This window comes from Rhizobium sp. NZLR1b, from assembly GCF_019685155.1.
Lineage (GTDB): Bacteria > Pseudomonadota > Alphaproteobacteria > Rhizobiales > Rhizobiaceae > Rhizobium.
Map to the genome: position 1 here is coordinate 23,661 of NZ_JABDWC010000003.1, position 16,558 is coordinate 40,218.

Consider the following 16,558-nt stretch of genomic DNA (forward strand, 5'->3'; position numbering starts at 1 on the left):
GTCGTTGGCACAGTTGGTGCAGGAAAGGGATCTCGACGATGCGGAGGGCGTGAGCGCCCCTCGCGTCAAGGGCCGCCGTTGGTCGCATCCCTTCACGCTGATACGCCGTATCTTCGGCAATGCCGTGTTTTCGAGCCTGACGCGGCGCATCCTGTTCTTCAATCTCGTCGCGCTGGTAGTGCTTGTCTGCGGTATCCTCTACCTCAACCAATTTCGCGAGGGACTGATCGATGCCCGCGCCGAGAGCCTGTTGACGCAGGGCGAAATCATCGCCGGCGCTATTTCGGCTTCCGCATCGGTCGATACCAACTCGATCACCATCGATCCGCAAAAGCTGCTGGAGCTGCAGGCCGGACAGAGCATCACCCCGGTGCCGAACGACGAGGACCTCGAATTCCCGATCGATCCCGAGAAGGTCGCGCCGGTTCTGCGCCGGCTGATCTCTCCGACGCGCACACGCGCCCGCATCTTCGATGCCGATGCCAATCTGCTGCTCGATTCGCGCCATCTTTATTCGCGCGGCCAGGTGCTGCGTTTTGACCTGCCGCCGGTCGAAGAGGAGAAGCAGACCTGGAGCGAGTGGTTCGCGACCCTGTTCAACAAGGCGCTGCAGCCCGGCAACCTGCCGCTCTACAAGGAAGCGCCGGGCGGTGACGGCTCGATCTATCCAGAGGTGATGAATGCACTCACCGGCGTGCGCGGCGCCGTCGTGCGCACGACCGAAAAAGGCGAGCTCATCGTTTCCGTCGCCGTGCCGATCCAGCGTTTCCGCGCCGTGCTCGGGGTGCTGTTGCTGTCGACACAGGCTGGCGATATCGACAATATCGTGCATGCCGAGCGGCTTGCCATCATGCGCGTCTTCGGTGTCGCGACGCTCGTCAACGTTCTGCTTTCGCTGGTGCTCTCGTCGACGATCGCCAATCCGCTGCGCCGCCTTTCGGCCGCCGCCATCCGGGTGCGGCGCGGCGCCAAGGCGCGCGAGGAAATTCCTGACTTTTCTGCCCGTCAGGATGAAATCGGCAATCTTTCCATTGCATTGCGCCAGATGACGACAGCGCTCTACGACCGCATCGATGCGATCGAGAGTTTCGCGGCCGATGTCAGCCACGAGCTCAAGAATCCGCTGACTTCGCTACGCAGCGCCGTCGAAACGCTGCCGCTTGCCAAATCCGACGATTCCAAGAAGCGGTTGATGGACGTCATCCAGCACGATGTCCGCCGCCTCGACCGGCTGATCAGCGATATCTCCGACGCCTCCCGCCTCGATGCCGAACTCGCTCGTGTCGATGCCGGTTCCGTCGACATGGAAATGCTGTTGCGCGACCTCATCGAGGTTTCGCGCCAGGTCAGGAGCACCAAGAAGCAGGTGGAGATCGAATATGCGATCGAACGCAAGCCGAACGTCAAGACGCGCTTCGTCGTCAACGGCCACGATCTGCGCATCGGCCAGATCATCGCCAACCTGATCGAGAACGCCCGCTCCTTCGTACCGGAAAAGGGTGGAAAGATTACCGTGCGGCTGGTGCGGACACGGTCGCGCTGCGTCACCACGATCGAAGACAACGGACCCGGCATCCAGGCCGAAAATATCGACCGCATCTTCGAGCGCTTCTATACGGATCGACCGGAATCGGAAGGTTTCGGCCAGAATTCGGGGCTCGGCCTGTCGATCAGCCGCCAGATCGCCGAAGCCCATGGCGGCTCGCTGAGAGCAGAGAACATCACCGATGCCGAAGGCGGACAGGTGCTCGGGGCCCGCTTTATCCTCGCTCTGCCTGTCGGCGCCGCCGCATGACGACGGCTCCGAACATCCATGCGACGGCGATCATCGTCGGCAGAACGGGGCTGCTGTTCAGCGGACCTTCCGGCTGGGGAAAATCAATGCTGGCCTTCACCTGCATGACCGAGGCACGCCGGCTCGGGCTGTTCACGGCGCTGGTCGCCGACGACCAGGTTCTTTTGTCTGAAGAGGCCGGCACGGTGATCGCGGCATGTCCGCCGTCGATCGCCGGGCTGATCGAACTTCGCGGCACCGGCATCGTCCGGCAAGATCATATTCCACGGGCGCCGATGCACTACGCCGTGCTTCCGGGCAGCGCCACTGGTGAGGAGCGCGTGCCCCCCGAAGGCGAAATCGTCAGCCTCGCAGCCGGTCTTTCGCTTCCCGCATTGCGGTTGCTCACTGGCGTTTCGTCACCCCTTGCAATCCTGATGGCGAAAGCACCCGATATCGGGCATTGAAGCCTTCCGGATTGATCAATCTGCCTTATATATTCGCATTTTTATCTTGCACTTCGGCTTTTCATGGCCAAGATGTGCCCCCACCGGTGGACGTAATTGCTGCATTGCGATATTGGGGCCACCGTTGGCGTTTATGGGAGCAGTAATATCATGATCGGACTTGTGCTTGTCACTCATGGCAAGCTGGCTGAAGAGTTTCGTCATGCTGTCGAGCACGTCGTCGGTCCTCAGAAATTCATCGAGACGGTCTGTATTGGCCCCGAAGACGACATGGATCAAAGACGGCAGGACATTCTCGAAGCTGTTTCCGGTGCCGATGATGGCCATGGCGTCGTCATTCTGACCGACATGTTCGGCGGCACGCCGTCCAATCTTGCCATATCCGTCATGAGCAGCGGCCATACCGAGGTCATTGCCGGCGTCAACCTGCCGATGCTGATAAAGCTCGCCGGCGTGCGTGGCGAGAACAACATGGAGAAGGCGCTGGTGGAGGCTTCCGAAGCCGGGCGGAAATATATCAATGTCGCGAGCCGCGTGCTTAGCGGAAAATAACGGCCCTCCATGACATCGCTATCCCGAGAACTCCTGATTATCAACAAGCGCGGTCTCCACGCCCGCGCCTCGGCCAAATTCGTGCAAATGGTCGAGACCTTCGATGCCGCCATCACCGTTTCCAAGGACGGAATGACGGTCGGCGGCACCTCTATCATGGGCCTGATGATGCTTGCGGCCAGCCCCGGCTCGAGCGTCGTCGTCTCGGCAAGCGGCAGCCAGGCCGAGCAAGCGCTGGAGGCCCTGGACCAACTGATCCAGAACCGGTTCGGCGAAGAGATGTGATCGCCAACAGCGATCATATAAACATATAAAGACTTCTTTATATCCTTATTGCCTTCCCATTCGAAGCCTGCTAAACGGCGGATATGCCGTGCGCTAAAGTGCGATGCATCGAACTTGCTTCATGCGGACGCGCTTAGCTCTCTGTCCTTGTGCATGTCGTTATCCCGGAGCCACTGCACACGTCCGGGCGATATACATGAACACGCGGCCCATCCGTCGCGCGGCCATCTTCGCGCCTGCGCCAATTTTTGAGACGTTTTTCAGCCTGGAGACCCCTATGAGCACTGAAAAAGATTATGTCGTCGCCGATCTCGGGCTTGCGGATTTCGGCCGCAAGGAAATTACGATCGCCGAAACCGAAATGCCGGGGCTGATGTCCTGCCGCACCGAATTCGGCCAGGCAAAGCCGCTGAAGGGCGCGCGCATCACCGGCTCGCTGCACATGACCATCCAGACGGCCGTGCTCATCGAGACGCTGGTGGCGCTCGGTGCCGAAGTCCGCTGGGCCTCGTGCAACATCTTCTCGACGCAGGATCATGCCGCTGCCGCGATCGCCGCCGCCGGCGTGCCTGTCTTCGCCATCAAGGGCGAGTCACTTGAGGATTACTGGGTCTATACCGACAAGATCTTCCAGTGGGCCGATGGCGGCCTTTCCAACATGATCCTCGATGACGGCGGCGATGCAACCATGTACATCCTGCTCGGCGCCCGCGCCGAAGCCGGTGAAGATGTGCTGTCGCATCCGCATTCCGAGGAAGAGGAAATCCTCTTCGCACAGATCAAGAAGCGCCTTGCCGCCTCTCCGGGTTGGTTCACCAAGCAGCGCGACGCGATCAAGGGCGTCACCGAGGAAACGACGACAGGCGTCAACCGCCTCTATCAGCTCAGCCAGAAGGGCCTGCTGCCCTTCCCGGCGATCAACGTCAACGACTCGGTCACCAAGTCGAAGTTCGACAACAAGTACGGCTGCAAGGAATCGCTGGTCGACGGCATCCGCCGCGGCACCGACGTGATGATGGCCGGCAAGGTTGCCGTCGTCTGCGGCTACGGCGACGTCGGCAAGGGTTCTGCCGCTTCGCTTTCCGGCGCCGGCGCCCGCGTCAAGGTGACCGAAGCCGATCCGATCTGCGCATTGCAGGCTGCGATGGACGGTTATGAAGTCGTGCTGCTCGAGGACGTCGTTTCCTCTGCCGATCTCTTCATCACCACCACGGGCAACAAGGACGTCATCCGCATCGACCACATGCGTCAGATGAAGGACATGGCGATCGTCGGCAATATCGGCCACTTCGACAACGAAATCGAAGTCGCCGCGCTGCGCAATCTCAAGTGGACCAACGTCAAGCCGCAGGTCGACCTGATCGAATTCCCCAAGGGCAACCGCATCATCCTTCTTTCCGAAGGCCGTCTGCTCAACCTTGGCAACGCCACCGGCCACCCGTCCTTCGTGATGTCGGCTTCCTTCACCAACCAGACACTGGCGCAGATCGAGCTCTTCACCAAGCCCGACCAGTATTCCAACCAGGTCTATATCCTGCCGAAGCATCTCGATGAGAAGGTCGCACGCCTGCATCTCGACAAGCTCGGCGTGAAGCTGACTGAGCTTTCCGAGGAGCAAGCTGCCTATATCGGCGTCTCGCCCAAGGGTCCGTTCAAGGCCGACCACTACAGATATTGATCTTATCGTTAATATCCACAAGATGTAGAAGCCGCGGCATTGACAACTGCCGCGGCTTATTTTTTGGGCGCTCCCTTCCCGCCGATTCCCATCCGAAGTATTGTTTTAAGACTTGATTCGTGGCGCCGGACCCTGTCCGACCGCTCCGAAAATGGGATGTCTTGTCGTAATGCGGCACATTGAAGGACGGAGACATACCGCGGATGTCGGAAATGAAAAGCAGCCTGCCCGGTCAGGCGGATGACGGCGTTCGCGCCGGCCGCCGCCCGCTGATGGCGGGCCAAGAGCACAAATCTGCAACGGCACACGAGGCCGCCAAGCAAGAGCATGGATCATTGGCGCGCTTTCTGAAAGCTTGCGCGGCCGGCACGGCGCTTGCGGCGCTGGCGCGGCCGGTTCTGGCACAGACAGAGCAACAGGCGGCAGCCTCGGCTCACCTCTTCACATCCTCGCAGGTCGTCGGCGTTTCCGTGGTCATCGGCGTCATATCGGCAGCACTGCTTTCGACGCTGTGGCTGGTGCGCCAGCGCGGCAATCTGGAAAGTGAGAGCCGGGAAATCCGCTCGGCGCTTTCCGATGCCCAGCAGCGCATTTCGCAATACCAGGCTTTGATCGCCGACAAGAACCGGCGGATCGTCATCTGGGACGGCAATGCGCGCCCCGAACTGCTCGGCCAGCTTCCGCCCGAAACCGGCGCACCGCAGGACGGCGAGTTCCTGGCCTTCGGCCTCTGGCTGAAGTCCCGCTCGGCCTCCGAGCTGGAAAAGGCGATCGACCGGCTGCGCGACGGAGCACAGAGTTTCGACATGGTGGTCGAAACCATCCGCGACGAAATCCTCGAGGCGCAGGGCCGGGTTTCCGGCGGGCGCGCCTTCGTCCGTTTCGTGGCGCTTAACAATCTGCGCGCCGAGCTGGCAGAGCTCAGGATCGAGCGCGACCGGCTGATGACGTCGATCTCGGCCTTCCAGACCATGCTTGACGCGATCGACATGCCGGCCTGGCAACGCGACCCGGCGGGTCTGCTGACCTGGGTCAACCAGGCTTATGGCGAGGCGGTCGAAGCGCGATCGCCGCAGCAGGCGATCAATGAAGGCCGCGAAATGCTGACGACCGTGGCGCGCGAACGTATTCGCGCGGCGACGACGCCGGAATCACCCTTCCACGACACGATCTCGACGGTCGTGCGCGGCAACCGCACATTCTTCGACGTCGTCGACGTCAGGCTGCCCAGCGGCTCGGCCGGTATTGCGATCGACGTGTCCGACATAGAGGCGGTGCGTGCCGAGCTGGAACGGACGCTCAAGAGCCACGCCGAAACCCTCGACCATCTCGCCACGCCCGTTGCCATCTTCGACGGCGACCGCCGCCTGCAATTCTATAACCAAGCTTTCGTCGCGCTCTGGGAGCTGGATATCGCCTTCCTCGAAGGCCGGCCGGACAATAGCGAGCTGCTCGAGCGGCTGCGGGCTGCCAAGAAGCTGCCGGACCAGCTCAACTGGAAAAGCTGGAAGGAAGCAGCCCTTTCCGTCTATCGCGCGCTCGACACGCAATCCGATCTCTGGCACCTGCCGAACGGGCAGACATTGCGCGTCTTCGCAACCGCCCATCCGCAGGGTGGGGCCACCTGGGTGTTCGAAAACCTGACCGAGCAGGTCGATCTCGAAACGCGCTACAACACACTGGTCAAGGTGCAGGGCGAAACGATCGACCATCTTTCCGAAGGTGTGGCGGTGTTCGGCCCGGATGGACGCATCCGCCTGTCGAACCCGGCCTTCCGCGCACTCTGGGGAATCACCGAAACCGAAGCCAAGCCCGGCACGCATATCCGCGGACTGGGCGAGGCCTGCGCGCCGTCCTATGACCGGCCGGACGGCTGGAAGGCGTTCGCGGAACTGATCACCAGCTTCGACGACGAACGCCGCTCGGGCCAGGGGACGCTGGAACTCTTCTCCGGCCTCGTGCTCGACTTTGCCGTCATCCCGCTGCCGAACGCGCAGACCATGCTGACCTTCGTCAATATGACGGACAGCGTGCGTGCCGAGCGGGCGCTAACCGAGAAGAACGAAGCGCTGCGCAAGGCCGACGAGCTGAAGAACGACTTCGTCCAGCATGTGTCTTACGAGCTGCGCTCGCCGCTGACCAATATCATCGGCTTCACCGATCTACTGCGGACGCAGGGCGTCGGGCCGCTGAACGAACGGCAGGCCGAATATATCGACCACATCTCGACCTCGTCCTCCGTTCTGCTGACGCTCGTCAACGATATCCTCGACCTTACGACCGTCGATGCCGGCATCATGCGCCTCAACTATGCGGATATCGATCTCAACGATCTGCTCGACGACGTCTCGATGCAGATCGCCGATCGCCTGCACGAAAGCGGCGTCGCGCTCGAAATCACCGCGCCGGCCTATCTCGGCTCGATCGTCGCCGATCCGCAGCGGCTGAAGCAGATCCTTCTGAAGCTGCTTTCCAACGCAGCGAATTTTTCGCCGGAAGGCACCTCGATCGCGCTGGAGTGCCATCGCGAAGGCACGGATTTCGTCTTCTCCGTCAGCGATCGCGGCCCCGGCATCTCGCCTGACATGATCGCTACCGTCTTCGACCGGTTTGCGACCGGTGCGAAAAGCGGCAAACGCGGCGGCGCCGGCCTCGGCCTTTCGATCGTCGACAGCTTCGTCACTCTGCATCATGGCGACGTGACGATCGACAGCGAGCCGGGCAAGGGCACCACCGTCGTCTGCCGTATCCCCTCGATCAATGTCCCGCATACCGCGGCTGCCGAATGACGACCAGCGATACGATCTCGCTTTTTCTGAAAGACGAGGCGGCTACATCTCGACTGGGTGAAGACCTGGCGTTGGCCTTGAAAGCCGGCGATTGCCTCGCCCTTTCCGGCGATCTCGGCGCGGGGAAATCCTCGCTGGCACGGGCGATCCTGCGCGCCATGGCCGATGACGAGGGGCTCGAGGTCCCGAGCCCGACCTTCACCCTGGTGCAATCCTACGATCTGCGCCTCCCGGTTTCGCACTTCGATCTCTACCGGCTCGGCAATCCCGCCGAATTGACCGAACTCGGCTTCGATGAAGCCCTGGAGAACGGGATCTGCCTCGTCGAATGGCCTGAGATGGCTGAGGGCGAACTACCGGCCGAGCACATCACGCTGAGGCTCGCACATGAAGGCAGCGGCCGCCGAGCAACAATCAAAGCCGCCGGCGCACACGCCTTCCGCATCCATCGTGTCCTGGCGATCCGCGATTTCCTCGACAAAGCCGGCTATCCCGAAGTCAAACGCCGCTTCCTGACCGGCGATGCGTCGTTGCGCGCCTATGAAGCGATCTATCCGAACGCTGCTCAACGAAAAATACTGATGGATTGGCGCCCGCATCCCGAGGGACCGCCCGTCTATGACGGCAAGCCGTATCCCAAGGTCGCGCATCTCGCACAGAATGCCTATCCTTTCGTCGCGATCGCCAATGTGTTGCGCGAGCGGGGATTTGCGACGCCGGAGATCTATCAGGTCGACTATGAACAGGGCATCCTGCTGATCGAGGATCTCGGCACCGAGGGCGTGCTCGATGACGACGGACGGCCGGTCACCGAACGTTACCGGCAAAGCGTCGCCTGCCTTGCCCATCTTCATTCCATGCAGATTCCGCAGGATATCCCGGTTTCCGCGATACATACGCATCACATTCCGGACTTCGATCGCACGGCAATGAAGATGGAAGTGCAGCTTGTGCTCGATTGGCATATTGCCTGGAAGCGCGGTACAGCACCCACGGATGCCGAACGTGCGGACTATCTGGCGATCTGGGACTCGCTGATCGACGAGCTCGCGGCGGCCGAGAAGAACCTGTTGCTGCGCGACTTCCATTCGCCTAATATCATCTGGCGCGAAGAGGAAAGCGGTATTGGCAAGGTGGGCCTTATCGATTTCCAGGACGCGATGATCGGCCCCACCGCCTATGATCTCGCCTCGATCGTTCAGGATGCGCGAGTGACAATCGAACCGGATCTCTTCCGGCAGCTGATGGACGATTATCTCGCCCTTCGCCGAGGCCAGGGCGGCTTCGACGAAGCCGGATTCATGAAGGCCTGGTCCATCATGTCGGCGCAACGTAATTGCAAGCTTGCCGGTCTCTGGGTGCGGCTGCTGCAGCGTGACGGCAAGCCCGGCTATCTCAAACATATGCCGCGAACGCTCACCTATCTGCAGGTCGCACTCGAGCATGAAGCGCTTGCCCCCTTGCGCGATTGGTGCGCAAGGGCTGGAATAGGCCAACGCGAATCATAAGTTCCGGATCAGCATGAGCATCAGACAAGCTATGGTACTGGCCGCGGGTCTCGGGACCCGCATGCGCCCGATCACCGAGACGATCCCGAAGCCGCTGGTGAAAATCGACGGCAAGCCGATGATCGACTACGCGCTGGATTCGCTGGTGGCGGCCGGCATCGAACGAGCCGCCGTCAACGTTCATCACCACGCCGACCAGATGCTCGATCATCTGAAGAATTATCCTGGCCTCGACATCGTGATTTCCGACGAGCGGGACGCGCTGATGAACTCCGGCGGCGGACTGGTGAAGGGGCTGAGGCTGCTGACCCGCGACGATATCTTCGTCATGAATGCCGACCTGTTCTGGATCGGCGAACAGCCGGGGCGGCCAACGAACCTGCAACGCTTAGCCGGATTCTTCGATGCCAAGCGCATGGACATGGCGCTGCTTTGTGTGATGATAGAGGATACGACGGGCCACAACGGCAAGAACGATTTCAGCCTCGCAGCCGATGGCCGGCTGACGCGTTATCGCGACGATCCGTCCAATCCCGTCGTTTACGCCGGAGCGATCGCCATGAACCCATCGCTGTTCGACAACGCGCCGCAGGATGCCTTCAACCTCAATATCTATTTCGACAAGGCAATCGCACGCGGCCGCCTTTTCGGCATGGTGCTCGACGGCCATTGGCTGACAGTGGGAACGCCGGAGGCGATCGGCGAGGCGGAGGAAACGATCCATCGGTTGCGGGCGTTTGCGTGAGCCATGGCGGAGCGGCATCAGCCACGCATTCTGACGATCCCGGCGGGCCTCTCCTTTCTGAAAACGCTGGCGACGACGCTTTGCGACGGCCGCCTGACGCCGCTCTTCCGGCATCAGGCCGATGATCCGCTGTCGCTCGCCAGGGTAACGATCTATCTGCCGACCCGGCGTGCCGTGCGTGTGCTGCGCTCGGAATTCGTCGACCTGCTCGGCGGCCGCTCGGCGATCCTGCCGGTCATCCGTCCTCTCGGCGAAACCGATGACGACAGCGGCTATTTCGACGAGGCGCTGCCGGCGACGATCGACCTCGCCCAACCGCTGTCGAATACCGCCCGTCTGTTGGAGCTTGCGCGGCTCATCCTCGCCTGGCGAAACAAACTGCCCGAAATCGTTCGCCACATTCATTCGGACTCACCGCTCGTTGCGCCGGCAAGCCCGGCAGATGCGATCTGGCTCGCCCGCAACCTTGCGGAACTGATCGATTCCATCGAAACCGAGGATCTCGACTGGTCTGAACTGTCGAAACTCGACACCGGCGACTATGCCGCCTGGTGGCAGCTGACGGCGGAGTTTCTGCAGATCGCCAGCGCCTTCTGGCCGGAGAGGCTTTCCGAACTCGGCAAATCCTCGCCGGCGCGGCACCGAAACGCCATCCTGCGGGCCGAAGCATCAAGGCTTTCCACGACGAAACCGACTGGGCCGATCATCATTGCCGGTTCGACGGGCTCGGTTCCCGCCACCGCCGATCTCATCGCCGCCGTCGCCAATCTGCCTGAGGGTGTGATCGTGCTTCCGGGGCTCGATCTCTCTATGCCCGAAAGGCACTGGCAGATGGTGGCGCCAGAACCGGCACCCGGCCAACATGCCAATCCTGCAAGCCGGAGCCATCCGCAATACGGCCTGTCGTTGCTGCTCAAGCGGCTGAAGCTCACGCGTGCCGACGTGACCCTTCTTAAACGGCCCGAGGCCGATCTTGAGCGGCGCGCCGAAATCCTGTCTCGGACGCTCGTCCCGGCGGAGGCGACCAGCGATTGGGGCGCTTGGAAGAGCGACCTGCCCGATGGCAGCCTGTCTTCCGCCTTTGCCGATGTTTCGCTGATCGAAGCCGCCAACGAACGCGAGGAAGCGACCGCGATTGCGATTGGGCTGCGGCTGGCGTTGGAAAAGCCGGGGCAGGACGGCGAAAGCCGGGCTGCCCTCATTACCCCGGACCGCAATCTCGCCCGACGGGTTATGGCGGAGCTTTCCCGCTTCGACATCCTCGCCGACGATTCGGCCGGCACACCGCTTGCAGCCATGCCGCAGGGCACGCTGCTGCAATTGCTGCTGGAAGCAGCGCTGCGCCCGGGCGATCCGGTGGCGATTATTTCGCTGCTCAAACATCCGCTGGCCCGTTTCGGCCTGGAACGCGACGCATTGATTTCCGCTACCGAGGCGCTCGAGCTGCTGGCCCTGCGCGGCGGCGTGGCGGAGGTGGATATCAGCAGGCTCGAGCCGCTGCTGACCCATCAGCTTGCCGAACAGGCCCAGGACAGGCACGCACCGCAATGGCGAAAGGCGCTTTCGGCTGACGCTGCCGATGCCGCGTACGATCTTGCCCGGCGGGTCACACAAGCGACCGAGCCGCTGGCTTCGACGCTGATCCGGCACCGGCCGGAAGATCGCGCAAGGACGGTAAGCTTGTCTTTGTCGGAATGGGCGGAGCGTAGCGGTCGTTCGCTCGAAGCAGTCGCGGCCGATCCGCACGGCAATCTCGCCGATCTCTGGTCTGGTGAAGCGGGAGATGCGCTCGCCGCCCTGCTCGGCGAGGTCATCGGCACGGACGGCCAGATGGAAGCCGACGGGCCGCAATGGATCGACATTATGGCAGCACTTGCTGCCGGCCATGTGGTGAAGCCACGGGCACTCAGTCATCCCCGCCTCTTCATTTTCGGCACGCTGGAAGCCCGCCTGCAGAGCGTCGATACGCTGATCCTCGGCGGCCTGAACGAGGGCACCTGGCCAGGGCAGACCGCCAACAATCCCTTCATTCCGCGCATGATGAAGACGGAGATCGGCCTCGAGCCGCCGGAACGGCGTATCGGCCAGCTGGCGCATGACTTCGAGATGGCGAATGGCACGCGCCATCTGATCTATTCGCGCGCGCTGCGCCAGGGCTCGACACCGACGGTCGCCTCCCGTTGGCTGCAGCGGCTGCTAGCGCTCGCCGGAGAGGCGTTCGAAGCGGAGTTGAAGGGACGCGGCAACCGGTTCCTCCAATGGGCCGGCCTGATCGACCGTGGAGAAGCCCAGGCACCGACGCAACGCCCCTCGCCTAAACCACCGTTGGCACTGCAGCCGAAATCCTACTCCTTCAGCGAAGTCGGCTGGCTGCGCCGGGACCCCTATGCCATCTATGCGCGCCGCATCCTGCGCCTCGATCCCGTCGATACATTCAACCGCGATCCAGGAGCGGCCGAACGCGGAACGCTCTATCATAAGATCATCGACCGGTTCATTCGCGAAGCCCATGTCGCCGGCACGCCGGATGCGGCAGCGGCGATGGAGCGCATCCTTTCCGAGCTTTTCGACATGGAGCAGCTGCCGGCGCATATCGATGCCGTGTGGCGGCCGCGCTTCCGCGCGGTTGCCCGCGCGTTTCTCGAATGGGAAACCGGACGGCGACCCGGCATCCGCAAAACACTGACGGAGGTGCGTGGCGGCTTCGAATTGGAGCCGATCAATATCCGGCTTAACGGAGTTGCGGACCGGATCGACATCACCGGACCGAACGCCGCCGATATCATCGATTACAAGACCGGCTACAATCCGTCGCCAGCGCAGGCCCGCGTGCTTCTCGATCCGCAGCTTGCGCTCGAAGCGGCGGCCTTGAGCGCCGGCGCCTTCCGTGATGCCGGTCGTCTTGTGCCGCAGGACCTGCTCTATGTGCGCCTGCGGCCGGGACGTCGTTTTCAGGTCGACACCGTCAACAACGAAAGCTCGGCACGCAGCGACAAGGCGAAATCGGCGATGGATCTCGCCGAGGAATCGATCGACCAGTTGGTCAAGTTCGTCGGATTGCTGCAGTCCGGCGAGAAGGGCTTCACCTCGCGGCTCATTCCGGCGCAGCAATTCGATTTCGGCGGCGACTATGATCACCTCGCCCGCGTCTCCGAATGGTCGACAGCCGAAACCGACGAAGGCGGCAGCGATGAGTGATGTAACGCCTCTTCCCAACGACGATGATCCTGGCGCCTGGATCGGCTGGACGACGATCCAGCAGGCGATTGCCTCCGATCCCTTGCGTTCGGCATGGGTCTCGGCCAATGCCGGCTCCGGCAAGACGCATGTGCTGACACAGCGCGTCATCCGTCTTCTGCTGGCCGGGGCGCGGCCTTCTGCCATTTTATGCCTCACCTATACCAAGGCTGCGGCCTCCGAAATGTCGAACCGCGTCTTCGAGCGGCTGGCGGACTGGGTGGTGCTTGACGATGAAGACCTGAGCCGGCGGATCACCCAGATCGAGGGGACGGCTCCCGATGGACTGAAGCTTGCCGAGGCCCGCCGGCTGTTCGCGAAGGCGCTGGAGACACCCGGCGGGCTGAAGATCCAGACGATCCATGCCTTTTGCGAGGCGCTGCTGCACCAGTTTCCACTGGAGGCCAACGTCGCCGGGCATTTCTCAGTTCTCGACGACCGCGCGGCGGTGGTGCTGCTTTCCGATGCGCGCCGGGCGCTGCTGACGGCAACCGCGCCGGAGGGAGACAGCGCGCTTGCCGAGGCGTTCGCCTATGTGCTCGATCTCGGCGACGAATCCGGACTGGAGAACCTGCTCGGCGACATCGTCGCCAATCGCAACGCAATCCGTCGTTTCACGGCAATCGCCGAACGGCAGGGCGGCGTGGAAAAGGTCCTGCGAGAAAGGCTTGGCCTTGCCGCCGGCGACACGGAAAGCCGGATCGCCGCGCAATATTGGCCTTTGCCGGAGCTTTCGGGCGGCATGCTGGAGCTTTATCTGTCGCTTGCCGACCAGAAGGGCGGCACGAAAGCGCAGGAGGTTGCCTACGGCCTCAGGCTTGCCGGGCGGGAACGCGATGACGCAAGGCGCGCTGAGTTTCTCGAGAAAATCTTTTTGACAGCCAAGGGCGAGCCGAAGGCGGACTCGCAATTCTCAGTCAAGGCGATGCTTGCCGACGCACCGCAGCTGGCGGGCGCCATTGCCGCTGCCCGCGCCCATGTCGCCGCAAGCCGCGACCGGCTGAAACTGATGCGGATGTACGGCGCCACACATGCAGCGCTCGTGCTCGCCGACCGGCTGAACCACGACTACGAAGAACTGAAGAAACAGCGCAGCCAGCTCGATTTCGAGGATCTGATCACCCGCACCGCCGACCTGCTGACGAAAAGCGGCGTCGGCCCCTGGATCCACTACAAGCTCGATCGCGGCATCGACCATATCCTCGTCGATGAAGCGCAGGATACCAGCCCGATCCAGTGGAGCGTCATCCAGTCGCTCGCCGAGGATTTCTTCTCCGGCGAAAGCGCCCGGCCGATCGTGCGCACGCTGTTTGCCGTCGGCGACGAGAAACAGTCGATCTATTCCTTTCAAGGAGCGCGGCCTGAGCGTTTTTCCGAGGAAAGCGACCGAACGCGGCGGCGGGTGTCCGACAGCGGGCAGAGCTTTTCCTCGGTCCGGCTGCCGCTTTCCTTCCGCTCGACCGCGGATGTGCTCGAGGCCGTCGACCATATTTTCAGGGAACCAAACAATGCGCGCGGCCTCAGCGCGCTCGGCGAACCGGTGGTGCATCGCTCCAGCCGCATCGGACATCCCGGCGCCGTCGATCTCTGGGAGATGGTCGCGCCGGAAGCGGTGATGAAGGAGGAGGATTGGACGGCGCCCTTCGACGCAACGCCGGAAAGCGCGCCAGCCGCAATCCTGGCGCGGCGGATCGCCCATTCGATCGGCACGCTGGTCGGGCGCGAGACGATCGTCGACAAGGGCAAGGAGCGTCTGATCGAAGCCGGCGACATCCTTGTGCTGGTGCGCAAACGCGACGCCTTCGTCAATGCGTTGACGCGCGCGTTGAAGCGCCGCGGCGACATTCCGGTCGCCGGCGCCGACAGACTGGTGCTGACCAGCCATATCGCCGTGCAGGATCTGCTGGCGCTCGGCCGTTTCCTGCTTCTGCCGGAAGACGACCTTTCGCTCGCCGCCGTGCTCAAGAGTCCGCTGTTTGATCTTTCCGAGGACGACATCTTTGCGATCGCCGCGCTACGCGGCGATAATGAGAGCGTCTGGCACCATCTCAAAAGTTTCGCCGCCGATGGCACCGAGCGTTTCCGCGCAGCCGTCGAGAGGCTTGAATTGTTCCTTCGCCAATCCAGGAGCCTGTCGGTCCACGATTTCTATGCGCGTGTGCTCGGCAGCCATGGCGGGCGGCGGAAATTCCTTGCCCGGCTCGGCACCGAGGTCAGCGATATCCTCGACGAATTCCTGACCTTCACGCTCGACCACGAGAGCTCCGGCCTCCCCGGGCTGCAGTCCTTCATCTCGACGCTGGAGCTCGAAGCGCCCGTGGTCAAGCGCGAGCAGGACAAGGGGCGCAATGAAGTGCGGATCATGACGGTGCATGCCTCCAAGGGTCTTGAGGCACCGATCGTTTTCCTCGTCGACGGCGGTTCGAAGGCTTTTACCCATACCCATCTGCCGAAGCTTCGCCTGATCGAGACCGACGCCGACGAGCCGCCGATGCCCGTCTGGGTTCCTGTCTCCGATCTCGCCAATTCGCTGACCCAGGACGATGCTGCGCGTATCCAGATGCTGGCGGAGGAAGAATATCGCCGATTGCTCTATGTCGCCATGACGCGAGCCGCCGACCGGCTGGTCGTCTGCGGCCATCGCGGCGTGCGTGTGAACAACGACACCTGGCATCTGATGATTTCGACGGCACTGCGCGACAATCATCCGCTGGTGGAGACGACCACATTCTCGAGTCCCGATGGGGAATGGCCGGGTATCAAATGGCGCGTGCCGCGGGTGGAACGACGCTTCGAACGCACCGACCGCAGCCAGGAGCGCGACAGCATGGACACCCTGCCGGACGGTCTGTTGCGGCCGTTGCCGCCGCAGGCCGGGCTGCCCCGGCCGCTCAGCCCCTCCGGCGCCGGGACGATCATCGATGAAGACGCGGGTGGCTTGCTCGTCGTTTCGCCGCTGTTTGGCGAGAAGCAGCGCAGCGATCGTTCGCTGGAGAAGGGCAGGCTGATCCACCGCATGCTGCAGGCGCTTCCCGAAATTCCGCTTGCCGAACGGCCTGATGCCGCAGGCCGCTATGCCGAACGAGCGGCTCGGTTCTGGCCGGAAGCCGAACGGCGCAAACTTGTTGATTCGGTTCTGAAACTATTGGACGAAGAGGGTCTGCAGTCCGTCCTCGGTGCGCAGGCCCAGCCCGAGGTCTCGATCATGGGAACGTTGACGCTCGAAGACAGGCGCTATGCCGTCTCCGGCCGCATCGACCGGCTTGCCGTCCTTGCCGATCGCGTCGTCATTCTCGACTACAAGACCAATCGGGTGCCGCCGGCGACAGAGGAGGCTATCCCCTTCGCGCACCGGGCGCAGCTGGCGATCTATCGCGAGATCCTGGCGCCGCTCTATCCTGATAAGCGTATCGATTGCATGCTTGTCTATACCGAGAACGCCTCGCTCTACACGCTGAGCGAAAAGGCGCTCGGTTTGGCGCTTGCAGCAGTCAAGACAAAGTGAAATACCGGACATTGAAAA

Annotated in this window: 10 protein-coding genes; all 10 read left to right on the forward strand. The window is 62.4% G+C overall.

From position 1 onward, the window contains the following. Nucleotides 1-4 precede the first annotated feature (4 nt). Nucleotides 5-1,795, forward strand: coding sequence for a sensor histidine kinase (locus HJB84_RS04660; RefSeq protein WP_207582344.1), 1,791 nt, complete (start codon nucleotides 5-7; stop codon nucleotides 1,793-1,795). Further along, nucleotides 1,792-2,241, forward strand: a complete 450-nt coding sequence (locus tag HJB84_RS04665; RefSeq protein ID WP_207582343.1) for an HPr kinase/phosphorylase — start codon at nucleotides 1,792-1,794, stop codon at nucleotides 2,239-2,241. The genes HJB84_RS04660 and HJB84_RS04665 overlap by 4 nt, the downstream gene beginning before the upstream one ends. A 150-nt stretch (nucleotides 2,242-2,391) precedes the next feature. Next, nucleotides 2,392-2,793, forward strand: coding sequence for a PTS sugar transporter subunit IIA (locus HJB84_RS04670; protein WP_003544139.1), 402 nt, complete (start codon nucleotides 2,392-2,394; stop codon nucleotides 2,791-2,793). A 9-nt stretch (nucleotides 2,794-2,802) separates the two neighbouring features. Next, complete coding sequence (locus HJB84_RS04675; protein ID WP_164015495.1) at nucleotides 2,803-3,078, forward strand: HPr family phosphocarrier protein; 276 nt, start codon at nucleotides 2,803-2,805, stop codon at nucleotides 3,076-3,078. Nucleotides 3,079-3,355: 277 nt separating this feature from the next. Beyond that, on the forward strand, nucleotides 3,356-4,756 hold the full coding sequence (gene ahcY / locus HJB84_RS04680; RefSeq protein WP_207582342.1) for an adenosylhomocysteinase: 1,401 nt from the start codon (nucleotides 3,356-3,358) through the stop codon (nucleotides 4,754-4,756). Between the two features lie 203 nt (nucleotides 4,757-4,959). Beyond that, a complete protein-coding gene (locus tag HJB84_RS04685) occupies nucleotides 4,960-7,545 on the forward strand; it encodes a PAS domain-containing sensor histidine kinase (protein WP_207582341.1) in 2,586 nt (861 codons plus the stop codon). Continuing rightward, on the forward strand, nucleotides 7,542-9,053 hold the full coding sequence (gene tsaE / locus HJB84_RS04690) for a tRNA (adenosine(37)-N6)-threonylcarbamoyltransferase complex ATPase subunit type 1 TsaE (RefSeq protein ID WP_221115376.1): 1,512 nt from the start codon (nucleotides 7,542-7,544) through the stop codon (nucleotides 9,051-9,053). Before HJB84_RS04685 ends, tsaE begins: the two co-directional genes overlap by 4 nt. A gap of 13 nt (nucleotides 9,054-9,066) precedes the next feature. Then, nucleotides 9,067-9,798, forward strand: coding sequence for a nucleotidyltransferase family protein (locus tag HJB84_RS04695; RefSeq protein WP_221115378.1), 732 nt, complete (start codon nucleotides 9,067-9,069; stop codon nucleotides 9,796-9,798). Nucleotides 9,799-9,801: 3 nt separating this feature from the next. Further along, complete coding sequence (gene addB, locus HJB84_RS04700; protein ID WP_221115379.1) at nucleotides 9,802-12,996, forward strand: double-strand break repair protein AddB; 3,195 nt, start codon at nucleotides 9,802-9,804, stop codon at nucleotides 12,994-12,996. Next, on the forward strand, nucleotides 12,989-16,540 hold the full coding sequence (gene addA / locus HJB84_RS04705) for a double-strand break repair helicase AddA (RefSeq protein WP_221115380.1): 3,552 nt from the start codon (nucleotides 12,989-12,991) through the stop codon (nucleotides 16,538-16,540). The genes addB and addA overlap by 8 nt, the downstream gene beginning before the upstream one ends. Nucleotides 16,541-16,558: the final 18 nt, after the last annotated feature.

Excerpts from the sequence above, each read along its gene's own strand:
- HJB84_RS04695 (WP_221115378.1), top strand. The coding sequence starts at position 9,067 with ATGAGCATCAGACAAGCTATGGTACTGGCCGCGGGTCTCGGGACCCGC.
- HJB84_RS04670 (WP_003544139.1), top strand. The coding sequence starts at position 2,392 with ATGATCGGACTTGTGCTTGTCACTCATGGCAAGCTGGCTGAAGAGTTT.
- HJB84_RS04685 (WP_207582341.1), top strand. The coding sequence starts at position 4,960 with ATGTCGGAAATGAAAAGCAGCCTGCCCGGTCAGGCGGATGACGGCGTT.
- HJB84_RS04665 (WP_207582343.1), top strand. The coding sequence starts at position 1,792 with ATGACGACGGCTCCGAACATCCATGCGACGGCGATCATCGTCGGCAGA.
- HJB84_RS04675 (WP_164015495.1), top strand. The coding sequence starts at position 2,803 with ATGACATCGCTATCCCGAGAACTCCTGATTATCAACAAGCGCGGTCTC.
- ahcY (WP_207582342.1), top strand. The coding sequence starts at position 3,356 with ATGAGCACTGAAAAAGATTATGTCGTCGCCGATCTCGGGCTTGCGGAT.
- addB (WP_221115379.1), top strand. The coding sequence starts at position 9,802 with ATGGCGGAGCGGCATCAGCCACGCATTCTGACGATCCCGGCGGGCCTC.
- tsaE (WP_221115376.1), top strand. The coding sequence starts at position 7,542 with ATGACGACCAGCGATACGATCTCGCTTTTTCTGAAAGACGAGGCGGCT.
- addA (WP_221115380.1), top strand. The coding sequence starts at position 12,989 with ATGAGTGATGTAACGCCTCTTCCCAACGACGATGATCCTGGCGCCTGG.